Source organism: Amycolatopsis sp. NPDC051903, from assembly GCF_044452505.1.
Classification (GTDB): domain Bacteria; phylum Actinomycetota; class Actinomycetes; order Mycobacteriales; family Pseudonocardiaceae; genus Amycolatopsis.
Genome location: NZ_JBITBT010000007.1, coordinates 180,502 through 193,000, shown reverse-complemented (window position 1 = coordinate 193,000; position 12,499 = coordinate 180,502). Strand labels below are relative to the sequence as shown.

Below are 12,499 nucleotides of genomic sequence, written 5' to 3'. Positions count from 1 at the left end.
TCGGCGGGACGGCACTCCACCCGTGTCGTATGTTCGGACCATGCTTGGTCGTGACGGGAACGAGGCCGGCCTCGCCGGTGGCGCGGGCGGGCACACACCGCTGCTCGTGCTGGGGAAGATCACCGAGATCCTCAACGCGTTCACCCTGCGGGAGCCGGCGCTGACGTTGCGGGACATCCAGCAGGCCACCGGGCTTCCGTCCTCGACGGTGCAGCGGCTGGTGACGAACCTCGTCGCGCACGGGTTCCTCGACCGGGCCGGCGACCGGTTCCGGATCGGCGTGAAGATGGCGTACTGGGCGGCGGCCGCCGCGCGCGAGGTGGACGTCCTCGCGGTGGTCAACCCGGTGCTGAAGGACCTGCGCGACCTCACCGGCGAGACCGCGTGCTTCTTCCGGGCCGAGGGCGAGCACCGCGTGTGCATCGCCGTCGCCGAGACCCGCCACGGGCTGCGCCGGGAGATGTCGGTCGGGCGGATCGCGCCCGTCTCGGTCGGCGCGCCGGGGCGCGTCCTGCTGGCCTGGAACCCGGAACTGGCCGAACGGGTGCTGGGTCACGAGCTGCCGCAGCTGACCGCCGGCACGATCACCGACCGCGACGAACTGCGCAAGCTCATCAAGCAGACCGCCGCGGACCGTTACGCGATCACCGTGGGGGAGCGGGTCGACAGCGCCTCGGGTGTCGCGGCTCCCGTGTTCGACTCCGCCGCCGACCTCGTCGGAGCGGTCGTCGTGCAGGGGCCGACCCTGCGGATGCCCTACGACAAGTGCGTCGAATGGGTCGACCTGGTTGTCGAGCACGCCGAGCGCATCACCCGCGCGCTCGGCGGCCGGATCCCGGACTGACGCCGGTCAGAGCGCCCACGGGAAGGCCATGGCACTCGTGCGGGCGCCCTGGCCGGCCCGGGACCGGTTGGGTTCGCCCAGCTCGTCGAGCAGATCCCCGGCGAGCCGCACCAGGCGGGCGAACACGCCCGGCGTGAGCCAGGCGGGGCGGAGGGCGAACAGCAGGTCCTCCGTCGCGGCGTTGCCACTGGCGCCCGGCGCGAACGGGCAGCCGCCGAGGCCGCCGAGCGCGCCGTCGACCTCGTCGGCACCCGCGGCCAGCGCCGCGAGCGAGTTCGCGACGCCGAGCCCCCAGGTGTCGTGGCCGTGGTAGACCACGCGCCGGCCCCGCCGCGCCACGGCGCTGACCAGACTCGTGACCTGCGCAGGCACGGCCTGCCCGAGCGTGTCGCACACCACGACGTCCACCGCGCCCGCGGTCCGCGGGTCGTCGGCGATCGCGAGCACCCGCTCCGGGTGCACCTCGCCCCGGAAGGGGCACGTGAACGCCGTGGCTATGCACAGCTGCACCCGCCCGCCGGCCGCGTTCTCCACGGCGGCCGGCACAGCCGCGAGACTGTCCTCTGTGGACCGGCCGAGGTTGGCGCGGTTGTGCGCGTCCGACGCGGACAGGCAGTACTGGAAGTTGACGGCCCCGGCGGCCGCCGCCTTCTCGACGTGCCGGGGTGTGGCGACCCACACCCAGCAGCGCGCGAGCTCCGCCGGGGTCAGCGCGGCGAGCACTTCGGGCGTGTCGGCCAGCGCCGGCACGAGGTCAGGACGCGCCATCGAGCCCACCTCGACGGCGGGCACGCCGAGGGCGAGCAGTTCGCGCACGAGGGCGATCTTGTGGTCGGTCGGGAGCGGTTTGCCCGTCAGCTGCAGCCCGTCTCGCAGTGTCACGTCCCGGAGCGTCACGCCCGTCCCCCCGCGATGGTCTCGATCTCGTCGTCGCGCCGGCCGAGCACGTCGCGCAGCACCTCGCGGGTGTGCTCCCCGAGCTCCGGCCCGACCGAGCGCACCGGCAGCGACCGCGCGCCCAGCACCGGCACGATCCCGGGGAACCCGACGTCGGCGGGTTCGTCCCCGCCGACGTCCACCGGCAGCGTCTGGATCATGGCGCGGGCGCGGTACTGCTCGTCGGCGCAGATGTCGGCGGCGGTGTAGATGGGACCCGCCGGGACCGCGGCCGCGTCGAGCACCTTCAGCACCTCCTCGCGAGTGCGCTCGGTCGTCCACTCCGTGATGGCGTGGTCGAGTTCGTCCCGCCGCGCCCACCGGCCCGCGTTGGTCGCGAGCCCCGGGTCGCCGGCCAGGTCGGGCCGGTCGATGGCGCGCATGTAGCGGCCGAAGATCGAGTCGCCGTTGCCCGCGATCACCACGCTCGTGCCGTCGGCGCAGGGGTAGGCGTTGCTGGGTGCGATGCCCTCCATCCGGCCGCCGACCCGCTGCCGGTCCACGCCGTGCGCGAGGTGGTCGGGCACGAGCGACTCCGTCATGGAGAACACTGCTTCGTGCAGCGCGACGTCGATCACCCGGTCCCGCAGCGGACCGCGTTTCCCCTTGTCCCGCACCGAGTTCTCGTGCAAGGCGACCAGCACGCCGAACGCCGCGTACAACCCGGCGATCGAGTCGCCGATCGAAACCCCGACCCGCGAGGGCGGCCGGTCCGCCTCTCCGACGAGCTGCCGCAACCCGCCGAAGGCCTCGGCGACCGCCGCGAACCCGGGTCGCTGCGCGAGCGGGCCGGTCTGGCCGAACGCGGAGATGCGGGCGAGCACGACGTCGGGGTTCGCTTCCTCCAGCGTTTCGGGGCCGAGGCCCCACGCCTCGAGCGTGCCCGGCCGGAAGTTCTCGATCACCACGTCGCAGTGCCGGACGAGGTCGAGCACGGCGGCGCGCCCGTCGGCGGTCTTCAGGTCGAGCGCCACGGACTTCTTGTTGCGGTTGATCGTGCGGAACAGCATCGAGGTGTCGCCGGCGTGCAGCCGCCAGTTGCGCAGTTCGTCGCCGCGGCCGGGCCTCTCGACCTTGATCACCTCGGCGCCGAAGTCCGCGAGCAGCCGCCCGGCGGTCGGCCCGGCGATGTAGTTGCCGAGCTCGAGCACGCGCAGCCCGGAAAGCGGCAGCTGGGTCATGGGGTCTTCGTCTCCTTCGGTCACAGCACCAGGCTCAGTGCGAGGATCGGGCCCAGCGCGGTGACCGACGCGATCGAGACGCCCACCGAGCAGGTCTTCAACGTGCCCCGCGTCGTCTGGCCCATCAGCGCCTGCAGCAGCCAGAACGTGTTGCTGGTCAGGTGCACGAGGAAGAGCGAGCCGGCGCCGGCGGCCAGCGCGATGAGCACCGGGTCGAGCCCGAGCGCCGGTGCCACCGGGGCGAGCAGGCCCGCGGCGGTGATCGCCGAGATCGTCACCGAGCCGACCGCGATGTGCAGCACCGCGGCGATCGCCCAGACCACGAGCAGCGGGGCCCACGCGCCGGCCGACAGGTACTTGCCGAGGATGTCGCCGAGGCCGACGGCCTTGATGACGGCCGCGAGCGAGCCGCCGACCCCGCTCAGCAGCAGGATCTGCCCGCTCTGGCGCAGCCCGGCGGCGAGGGCCTTCTCGACCCGGGGCTGGCCGGCGTACCAGCGGCCGACGAGGCACGTCCCGACGAGCCCGATCAGCAGGGCCACCATCGGCGTGGACAGCAGCGCGACGACCGGGTTCGACCAGTGCGCCATCTCGGCGATGGCGCCGGTGGCGACCAGCAGCAGCGCCACGACGAGCGGAGCCAGGAGCACGAGCAGCCGGGGCTCGGTCCGCTGCCGCGGCTCGACGAGGGTGGCCGTGGCGCCACCGCCCGCCACGGGTTCGGGCGTTTCCCGCGTGGCCGGGGCCGGTGCGTCGTCGTCGGTGACCTCGGCCTTCGGAGTGTCCTGGCCGGTGAGGTCCTGCTCGTCCACCGCCGGCTTCCACCAGCCGCGCGTGAGCAGGAAGGTGGTCACGAAGATCGCGACGAGGACGGTCGGGATGACCACGACGAGGCCGTACAGGAGGTAGGTGCCCAGGGGCACGTGCAGCAGGCCGGCCAGTGCGAGCGCGCCCACGCCGGGAACGGTGAAGATGATGCCGCACTCCAGGCCGATCGCCAGCGCGGTGGCCATGCGCGCGGTGCCGAACCGGCCCAGCCGGGGCGCGATGCCCTTGGCCAGCGGTGCGGCGATCACGAGCAGCACGTCGAGGTAGATCGACTGCAGGAAGGTGGCGATGGTCAGTGCCATCGCGTAGGGGATCCGCTTCGGCCCGACCGCTTTCATCAGGCGGTCCACCAGGCGTTCGATCGCTCTGAGATCGCGCAGGATCGCGCCCATGAGCACGCCGAAAGCGATCAACAGGCCGATCTCGGCCATGATGTCGCCGAACCCCGAACTGATGGCGTCGACCGTCTTCCCGACGCCGAGCCCGGCGGCCAGCCCCAGGTAGCAGCAGCCGATCACCAGTGCGATCAGCGGGTTCAGCTTGAACCGGACGATCAGCACGGCGATCGCGATGATCGCGACCGCCGTGTTGATCAGGATTGCCGTGTCCGACATAGGAGTTTCATCCGTCCACTCGTGCGCCGTTGCACCCTGTCTGCCCGGTTTGCCCGGGCGAGTTGGCCCGAATTATGGGCACAGGCTCACGATGTGGGTCAACCCTGTGAGTCAAAACGACGTTATGGCGTCGAGTGGGGAGTAATCGCCTGAACCGGACTCAGGATCCTGAGCTACGCCTGATCGGCGGCCGGCTTGCGGTCGAGCGCTGCTGGTTCGCGGGTGCGGTCAGGGCCGCAGGAGTTTGCGCACCGAGCGCGTGACCAGCTCGGCCGCTTTCGGCGGCGGAGTGCGGCCCGCCGACAGGTAGCGGTGCACGACCGCGCGGGGGACTTCCACCAGGGCCAGCACGACGTCCTCCGCGGTGCAGCCGGTCGCCGGGGGCAGGGTGGCGGTGGCGCGCTTGAGGGCGGATTTCAGTTCGTCCTCCGCGCGCGAGAGCTCTGCGGCGGCCTCGGCGGTCCACTCGCCCGGGGAGAAGGCCTGCTTGCCCGCGTCCAGTACGCGGGCGCCGGCCGGGTGGCGGCGGCACCAGTGCACCACGCTGGTCGCCGCGGCGGCGGCCTCGGCGACGTGCGGGGACGAACCCAGCAGCGCGATGAAGCCGTTCTGGAAGTCGCGCAGGGTGGTGGTCCACAGCGCGGCCAGGAGGGCGGGCCGGTCGGCGAAGCGGTGGTAGATGGAGCCGTTGGGGGCGCCCGCGGCCTTCGCGGTGGCGGCCATCGTCACGGCGCGCGCGCCGCCTTCGGCGAAGAGTTCGGCTGCGGCGTCGAGGAACTGCGAAGTCGTGTAAGCCGGAGGCCTGCCCATGTTGTGGAGACTATGCTCTAATACGTTCTGGAGGAAAGTCTCCAGAACAGTCTCCAGAACGGAGCGAGACCATGCCCGTGTACAACGTTCACGCCCGCCGGTTCCCCGTCCCCGGAGCGGGGGAGCTGCTCGACGACGTCACCGAACGCCTCTGGCCCGCGCAGGACTGGCCGCCCATGGAGTTCGCCGGGCCGCTGGCACCCGGCACGCCGGGTGGGCACGGGCCGGTGCGGTACGTGGTGGAAAGCTTCCACGCCGGACAGTCACTTCGTTGCCGATTCACGGCGCCACAAGGGATCGACGGGTTCCACGAGTTCCTCGTGCGCGAGACGGACGGGGGCTGCGAGCTCGAGCACGTGCTCGCCGCCCGGCTCCACGGCGCCGCGCGGATCACGTGGCCGCTGTTCTGGCGCCCGATGCACGACGCGGTGCTCGAACAGGTCCTCGACGGCGCCGAACTGGCGCTGACGGGGGAAATCCAGCACCCGGTGCGCTGGTCTCCGTACGTCCGCTTGCTTCGCGCGATCGGCAGGAGGGTGGTAAGCCGCATTACCGGGTCGCGCGGGCAAGAGCCCCGTGTCAAGCTTCGCGCGTGACCGGAGCTCCCGATTCCGAGATCGTGCTGACCCCCCTCGACGAGCCGGCCCTGCGCCGGCTGCTCGAGGCCGCGGTCGCCGACGCCGACCCGCTCGAGGTGATGCCTCCGGTGGACGGGCCGCCGGGCTGGACGCCCGAGCGGCGCGAGGCGTTCCTCGCCTTCCACCGGCGGCGCTCGCTCGACCCGGACACCGCGATCGAGACCACCTGGGTCGTCGAGGTCGACGGCCGCGCGGCCGGCGCGGCGCGGCTGCAGCCGGTGCACGGCAACGCGGCATTGGCGGTCGAAGCCGGCGTCTGGCTGTGCCGTTCGCTGCGGGGCCGCGGCATCGGCAAGCGCGTCACCGAGGTCCTGCTCGAAGCCGCCCGCGACGGTGGTGCGGCCCGGTTCATCGCCTCCACGACCGTGGCCAACACCGCGGCGCGGCGCCTGCTCAGCGGCACCGGCGCCGACCTCGACGTGCGCGGCGAGGGAGTGGACGCGAGCCTCGAACTCTGATCACCCGCCGCCACGGCCCGCCTCCCGGACGCGGGGGAGGCGGGCCGTGGCGTGTCGGGGGGAGTTCAGTCGAGCTGCAGTTCCGGCGAGTACAGGTCGAACCAGTGGTAGAGGTCCAGCGCGCGGTCCAGGCCCGTGCGCAAGGTCGGCTCGATGGTCGCCGGGTCCGCTTCGGACGCCCTGGCGAGCCACTCGCGGTCCACGAGCTGGAACACCGGGTTGTCGCGCTCGGTCAGGATCTCCTTGGCCTGCTGCTGGAGCGCGGCGGGGTAACCGGGGTCCTGAGTGGACGGGTACGGGCTCTTCACGCGGTCGCGCACCGAGTCCGGCAGGACGTGTTTCGTGGCGTGGCGCAGGAGGCTCTTCTCGCGGCCGTCGAAGGTCTTGAGCGACCACGGGGCGTTGTAGACGTACTCCACGAGCCGGTGGTCGCAGAACGGCACGCGCACCTCGAGGCCCACGGCCATCGACGCGCGGTCCTTGCGGTCGAGCAGCATCCGCACGAACCGGCTCAGGTGCAGGTGCGAGATCGTGCGCATGCGCGCTTCCTGCTCCGACTCGCCGTCGAGGTGCTCGACCTTCGCGACCGCCGTGCGGTACTGGTCGGCGACGTACTCCTCGAGGTTCAGCTTCGCGCCGATCTCCGGGCGCAGCAACGCTTCCCGCTGTGACATCAGGCTGTTGCGGAAGGCCAGCCAGGGGAACGTGTCGGCGTGCACCGACTGGTCGTGGAACCAGCGGTAGCCACCGAACACCTCGTCGGCCGACTCGCCCGAGAGCGCCACGGTGGACTCGCCGCGGATCGCCTTGAACAGCAGGTACAGCGAGGTGTCCATGTCGCCGAGGCCGGCCGGGATGTCGCGCGCACGCAGCACGGTGCGGCGCACTTCGGGGTCGGACAGCTCCGCCGGGTTGAGCACCACGTCCTGGTGCGCCGAGCCGACGAGCTTCGCGACGTCGCGGATGTAGGGCGAGTCCGGGGTGTCGCGCATCTCGTCCGGCTTGAAGTTCTCCTCCTGGCCGAGGAAGTCGACCGAGAACGTGCGCAGCTGCTCACCCTGCTCGGCCAGCCGTGCGGCCGCGAGCCCGGTGACGGCGCTCGAATCGAGCCCGCCCGAGAGCAGCACGCAGCGCGGCACGTCGGCGACCAGCTGCCGGTTGACGATGTCCGTCATCAGCTCCCGCACGCGGGCGACGGTGGTCTCCTGGTCGTCGGTGTGCTGCTTCGCGTCGAGCTGCCAGTACGTGCGGGTGCTGATCCCGTCCTTCGACACCGTGACGACGGTGCCCGGCTCGACCTCGCTCATGCCCTTCCACAGCGACCACCCGGGCCGCTTGGTGAAGCCCATCAGCTCGCGCAATCCGTCGGTGTCGACGATCCGGGGCACCGACGGGTTGGCCAGGATCGCCTTGGGCTCCGAGCCGAACAGCACGCCGTCGCGCGTCGGGTAGTAGTAGAACGGCTTGATCCCCATGCGGTCGCGGATCATCACGAGCTTCTGGTCGCGCTCGTCCCAGATCGCGAAGGCGTACATGCCGTTGAGGTGGTCGACCACCTCGGTGCCCCACTGCAGGTACCCGTGGAGCACGACCTCGGTGTCGCTGTCGGTCTCCCACGTGTGCCCGAGTTTCGTGAGTTCTTCACGAAGTTCGGTGAAGTTGTAGGCCTCACCGCTGTAGACCATGGCCACGTCGCCGTTGGGCGTGTGGACGCTCATCGGCTGCCGGCCGCCCGGCAGGTCGATGATCGCGAGCCTGCGGTGTCCCAGCGCGACGTTCCGGCGCACCCAGGTGCCCCGGTCGTCCGGGCCGCGACAGGCCATCGTCTCCGTCATCGCGTCGACGATCTCCTGCCTTTGCGACAGGTCAGTTTCGTAGGACACCCAGCCGGCGATTCCGCACATCCGTCCGCCTCCATGATTTTGCTTAGGTAATACAACTATCGGCAACACCGGTGTAACACAGTCGGCCGGTGGTGTCTGCCCGAATTGCACGCTCCGTCGTAGATCCACTACGTATTGTGTTGTGAGTCACTAACCAACTACCTGCAGTGATCACCCAAGATCAACCGAACGTCACGAGGTACCAGGCGAACGGCGGTGGCGGGGGTCACCCGGCGTCAAAAGCGCGTAAATGGCCCAGGAGGCCGCGTCAAGGAGACGTCAGACGGACTCGATCACGGAGCGCGACAACCGCACAGTTGCGGTCGTCCAGCGGTCACCCGCCCCGGGTGACCCGTCTTGAGAGGTGCCTTGTGGCCGACTTGTTGTACGCCTTGCTCACCATCGGCGTGTTCGTGGTCCTCGCTCTGACGCTTCGCGGCCTGGAGAAGCTGTGAGTGGCGCGGGCACCGTGGCCAACGTCGTCGGCGGTCTGCTGGCGCTGGGCCTGATCATCTACCTGTTCATCGCACTGGTGAGGCCGGAGAAGTTCTGATGAGTGACGTCGGCGCCGGCCTCGTGCAGGTCGGCCTGCTCCTGCTCGCCCTGGCGGTGGTCTACAAACCGCTGGGCGACTACATGGCCCGGGTCTTCTCCAGCGAGAAGCACTGGAAGATCGAAAAGGGCCTCTACAAGATCGTCCGCGTCAACCCGGACGCCGAGCAGCACTGGAAGACGTACGCGTCCGGCGTGCTCGGGTTCTCCTTCGCGGGCGTGATCCTGCTGTACCTGTTGCAGCGCCTGCAGCCGGTGCTGCCGTGGAACTTCGGCCGCGGCGCGGTTTCGCCGTCGGTGGCGTTCAACACGGCCGTGAGCTTCGTGACCAACACGAACTGGCAGTCCTACGTCCCCGAGACGACCATGGGCCACTTCGTGCAGATGGCCGGCCTCACCGTGCAGAACTTCGTGTCGGCGGGCGTGGGCCTGGCCGTCGCGATCGCGGTGACGCGCGGGTTCATCCGCTCGAAGACCGACCGGCTCGGCAACTTCTGGGTGGACCTGATCCGCGGCTCGATCCGCATCCTGCTGCCGATCGCGTTCGTCTTCGCGATCGTGCTCGTGGGGCTCGGCGTGGTGCAGAGCCTGCACTCGGGTGTCGCGGTGACGAACCCGGACGGCAGCCAGAGCACCATCGCGCTGGCCCCGGCGGCGAGCCAGGAGGCGATCAAGGAGCTCGGCACCAACGGTGGCGGCATCCTCAACGCGAACTCCGCGCACCCGTTCGAGAACCCGAACGCGTGGACCAACCTCATCGAGATCTTCCTGATCCTCATGATCCCGGTGAGCCTCACCCGCACGTTCGGCCAGCTGGTCGGCAACAAGAAGCAAGGCTACGTCCTGCTGTCGGTGATGGGCGTTCTGTGGGGCGCGATGCTGGCGCTCATCTGGAGCTCCGAAGTCCTCACCAACAGCCCGGCCGCATTGGCGGCGGGCGCGAACATGGAGGGCAAGGAACAGCGGTTCGGTCTGAGCTTGACGTCGATCTTCGCCGACACCACCACGGGCACTTCGACGGGTGCGGTCAACGGCGCCCACGACAGCCTTTCGGGTCTCGGCGGCGGCGGGCCGCTGCTCAACATGCTGTTCGGCGAAATCTCGCCCGGCGGCGTCGGTACCGGGCTCTACGGCATCCTCGTGATGGCCATCATCGCGATGTTCCTCGCCGGCCTGATGGTCGGCCGGACGCCGGAGTACCTGGGCAAGAAGCTCGGCAAGCGCGAGGTTACAACCGCGGCGATCTCGATGCTCGCGATGCCGACCGTCGTGCTCATCGGCGCCGGGATCGCGCTGGCGATGCCGGACACCCAAGGTGCACTGGGTAACCCCGGAGCACACGGCCTGTCGGAGATCCTCTACGCCTACGCCTCGACCGGCAACAACAACGGCAGCGCGTTCGGCGGCCTGACCGTGACGAGCAACTGGTTCCAGTCGTCCTTCGGAGTGGCCATGCTGCTCGGCCGGTTCATCCCGATCCTCGCGGTGCTGTGCCTGGCGGGCTCGCTCGCCTCGCAGAAGAAGGTCCCCGAGACCGCGGGCACCCTGCCCACCACCGGGCCGCTGTTCGCCACGATGCTCACGGGCACCATCGTCCTCGTCGCGGCCCTCACGTTCGTCCCGGCGCTCGCGCTCGGGCCCATCGCGGAGGCGTTGGCATGACAGTCACCGAAACCCCACGCAGTCCACTGGAGGACCAGCACCACCACGCGGAGAAGACCGGCCGCGTCGGCGCGGGCGCGTTCAACACGCGTCAGCTGTGGTCCTCGATGCCGGAGGCGCTGCGCAAGCTCAACCCCAAGCACCAGCTGAAGAACCCCGTGATGTTCGTGGTGTGGGTCGGTTCGGCGCTCACCACGGTCTTCGCGATCGTCGACCCGAGCACGTTCTCGATCCTCGTCGCGATCTGGCTGTGGCTCACGGTGCTGTTCGCGAACCTGGCCGAAGCCGTCGCCGAAGGGCGCGGCAAGGCGCAGGCCGAATCGCTGCGCAAGTCCAAGAAGGAGACGGTCGCGCGGCGGCTCACCGAGGACGGCTCCGAGGAGAGCGTGCCCGGTGTCGACCTGCGCGTCGGCGACCTGGTGGTCGTCGAGGCCGGCCAGGTCATCCCGGGCGACGGCGACGTCGTCGAAGGCATCGCGACCGTCGACGAATCGGCCATCACCGGTGAGTCGGCGCCGGTCATCCGCGAGTCCGGCGGCGACCGCTCGGCCGTGACCGGGGGCACCACGGTGCTGTCGGACCGGATCGTCGTGAAGATCACCACCAAACCCGGTGAGTCCTTCGTGGACCGCATGATCGCGTTGGTGGAAGGCGCTTCCCGGCAGAAGACGCCCAACGAGATCGCGCTGACGATCCTGCTCTCGACGCTCACGATCATCTTCCTGCTCGCCGTGGTGGCGTTGCAGCCGATGGCCGGGTACTCGGGCAAGCAGCAGACGGTGATCGTGCTGACCGCGCTGCTGGTCTGCCTCATCCCGACCACGATCGGCGCGTTGCTGAGCGCCATCGGCATCGCGGGCATGGACCGGCTGGTGCAGCGCAACGTGCTCGCCACGTCCGGGCGCGCGGTGGAAGCCGCGGGCGACGTTTCGACGCTGCTGCTCGACAAGACGGGCACGATCACCTTCGGCAACCGCAAGGCGACCGAGCTGATCCCCGTCGGCGGGTCCACTGTGGACGACCTGGCCCGCGCGGCGCGGTTGTCCAGTCTCGCCGACCGTACCCCCGAAGGCCGCAGCATCATCGAGCTCATCGCCCACAACCACGGGCTGCCCGAAAAGGCCGGTGAGAACGAGAAGCTCGCCGAGTTCGTGCCCTTCACGGCGCAGACCCGGATGAGCGGTGTCGACCTCGGCGACCGCGAGGTCCGCAAGGGCGCCACCTCGGCCGTGCGCGCGTGGGTGCGCGAGCGCGGCGGCGACATGCCCGACGAGACCGAGCGGATCGTCGACGAGATCAGCCAGCAGGGCGGCACGCCGCTGGTGGTCGCGGAGTCGGCAGGCGGGCGTGCGTTCGTGCGCGGGGTCATCCGGCTCTCCGACGTCGTGAAGCCGGGCATGAAGGAACGCTTCAAGGAACTGCGTTCGATGGGCATCAAGACGGTGATGATCACGGGGGACAACCCGCTCACCGCCAAGGCCATCGCCGAGGACGCGGGCGTCGACGACTACCTCGCCGAGGCCAAGCCCGAGGACAAGATGGCGCTCATCAAGAAGGAGCAGGAGGGCGGGCGGCTCGTCGCGATGACGGGTGACGGCACGAACGACGCTCCCGCGCTGGCGCAGTCGGACGTCGGTGTCGCGATGAACACGGGGACGTCGGCCGCGAAGGAGGCCGGCAACATGGTCGACCTCGACTCGGACCCGACGAAGCTCATCGAGATCGTGGAGATCGGCAAGCAGCTGCTCATCACGCGCGGTGCGCTCACCACGTTCAGCGTCGCCAACGACCTCGCGAAGTACTTCGCCATCCTGCCCGCGATGTTCACCTCCATCTTCGCCCAGCTGGGCGCGCTGAACATCATGCACCTGGCGACCCCGCAGTCGGCCATCCTCTCGGCCGTCATCTTCAACGCGCTGATCATCGTGTTCCTGATCCCGCTCGCCCTGCGCGGCGTGCGCTACAAGCCCTCGTCGGCTTCCGCGCTGCTGCGCCGGAACCTGCTCATCTACGGCCTCGGTGGCATCGTGAGCCCGTTCCTCGGGATCTGGATCATCGACCTGATCGTGCGGCACATCCCTGGAATCGGGTGA

At 70.1% G+C, this 12,499-nt stretch carries 11 protein-coding genes; 6 read left to right on the top strand and 5 right to left on the bottom strand.

Annotated elements, in window-relative coordinates:
* Positions 1–40 precede the first annotated feature (40 nt).
* Complete coding sequence (locus ACIA77_RS19085) at positions 41–844, top strand: IclR family transcriptional regulator (protein WP_395887212.1); 804 nt, start codon at positions 41–43, stop codon at positions 842–844.
* A 6-nt stretch (positions 845–850) separates the two neighbouring features.
* Here the strand turns inward: ACIA77_RS19085 and ACIA77_RS19080 are convergent, their stop codons facing one another.
* The 4 genes from ACIA77_RS19080 to ACIA77_RS19065 form a co-directional block, all read right to left on the bottom strand.
* On the bottom strand, positions 851–1,726 hold the full coding sequence (locus ACIA77_RS19080) for a hydroxymethylglutaryl-CoA lyase (RefSeq protein ID WP_395887211.1): 876 nt from the start codon (positions 1,724–1,726) through the stop codon (positions 851–853).
* Between the two features lie 11 nt (positions 1,727–1,737).
* Positions 1,738–2,961 carry a CaiB/BaiF CoA transferase family protein gene (locus ACIA77_RS19075; RefSeq protein ID WP_395887210.1) on the bottom strand — a complete coding sequence of 408 codons (1,224 nt, stop codon included), beginning with the start codon at positions 2,959–2,961 and terminating at the stop codon, positions 1,738–1,740.
* A gap of 20 nt (positions 2,962–2,981) precedes the next feature.
* Positions 2,982–4,403 (bottom strand): GntP family permease, encoded by a 1,422-nt coding sequence (locus tag ACIA77_RS19070; protein WP_395887209.1) that lies wholly within the window; start codon positions 4,401–4,403, stop codon positions 2,982–2,984.
* A 228-nt stretch (positions 4,404–4,631) separates the two neighbouring features.
* Positions 4,632–5,213, bottom strand: a complete 582-nt coding sequence (locus ACIA77_RS19065; RefSeq protein WP_395887208.1) for a TetR/AcrR family transcriptional regulator — start codon at positions 5,211–5,213, stop codon at positions 4,632–4,634.
* Between the two features lie 71 nt (positions 5,214–5,284).
* On the opposite strand from ACIA77_RS19065, the gene ACIA77_RS19060 reads away from it, so the two are divergent.
* Both ACIA77_RS19060 and ACIA77_RS19055 read left to right on the top strand, forming a co-directional pair.
* Complete coding sequence (locus ACIA77_RS19060; RefSeq protein ID WP_395887207.1) at positions 5,285–5,809, top strand: SRPBCC family protein; 525 nt, start codon at positions 5,285–5,287, stop codon at positions 5,807–5,809.
* Positions 5,806–6,309, top strand: coding sequence for a GNAT family N-acetyltransferase (locus ACIA77_RS19055; RefSeq protein ID WP_395887206.1), 504 nt, complete (start codon positions 5,806–5,808; stop codon positions 6,307–6,309). Before ACIA77_RS19060 ends, ACIA77_RS19055 begins: the two co-directional genes overlap by 4 nt.
* 65 nt (positions 6,310–6,374) lie before the next feature.
* On the opposite strand, the gene asnB is transcribed toward ACIA77_RS19055, so the two are convergent.
* Positions 6,375–8,213, bottom strand: a complete 1,839-nt coding sequence (gene asnB, locus ACIA77_RS19050; RefSeq protein ID WP_395887205.1) for an asparagine synthase (glutamine-hydrolyzing) — start codon at positions 8,211–8,213, stop codon at positions 6,375–6,377.
* A gap of 430 nt (positions 8,214–8,643) precedes the next feature.
* Here asnB and kdpF point away from each other — a divergent pair, with 430 nt between their 5' ends.
* From kdpF to kdpB, 3 genes are read left to right on the top strand one after another with little or no spacing between them, the layout of a single operon-like run.
* The gene (gene kdpF / locus ACIA77_RS19045) at positions 8,644–8,745 is read left to right on the top strand and encodes a K(+)-transporting ATPase subunit F (RefSeq protein WP_204090722.1); all 102 of its coding nucleotides are present in this window, start codon (positions 8,644–8,646) and stop codon (positions 8,743–8,745) included.
* Positions 8,745–10,406: a potassium-transporting ATPase subunit KdpA gene (gene kdpA / locus ACIA77_RS19040; protein ID WP_395887204.1), complete on the top strand. Its 1,662-nt coding sequence runs from the start codon at positions 8,745–8,747 to the stop codon at positions 10,404–10,406. The genes kdpF and kdpA overlap by 1 nt, the downstream gene beginning before the upstream one ends.
* Positions 10,403–12,499, top strand: coding sequence for a potassium-transporting ATPase subunit KdpB (kdpB, locus tag ACIA77_RS19035; RefSeq protein ID WP_395887203.1), 2,097 nt, complete (start codon positions 10,403–10,405; stop codon positions 12,497–12,499). The genes kdpA and kdpB overlap by 4 nt, the downstream gene beginning before the upstream one ends.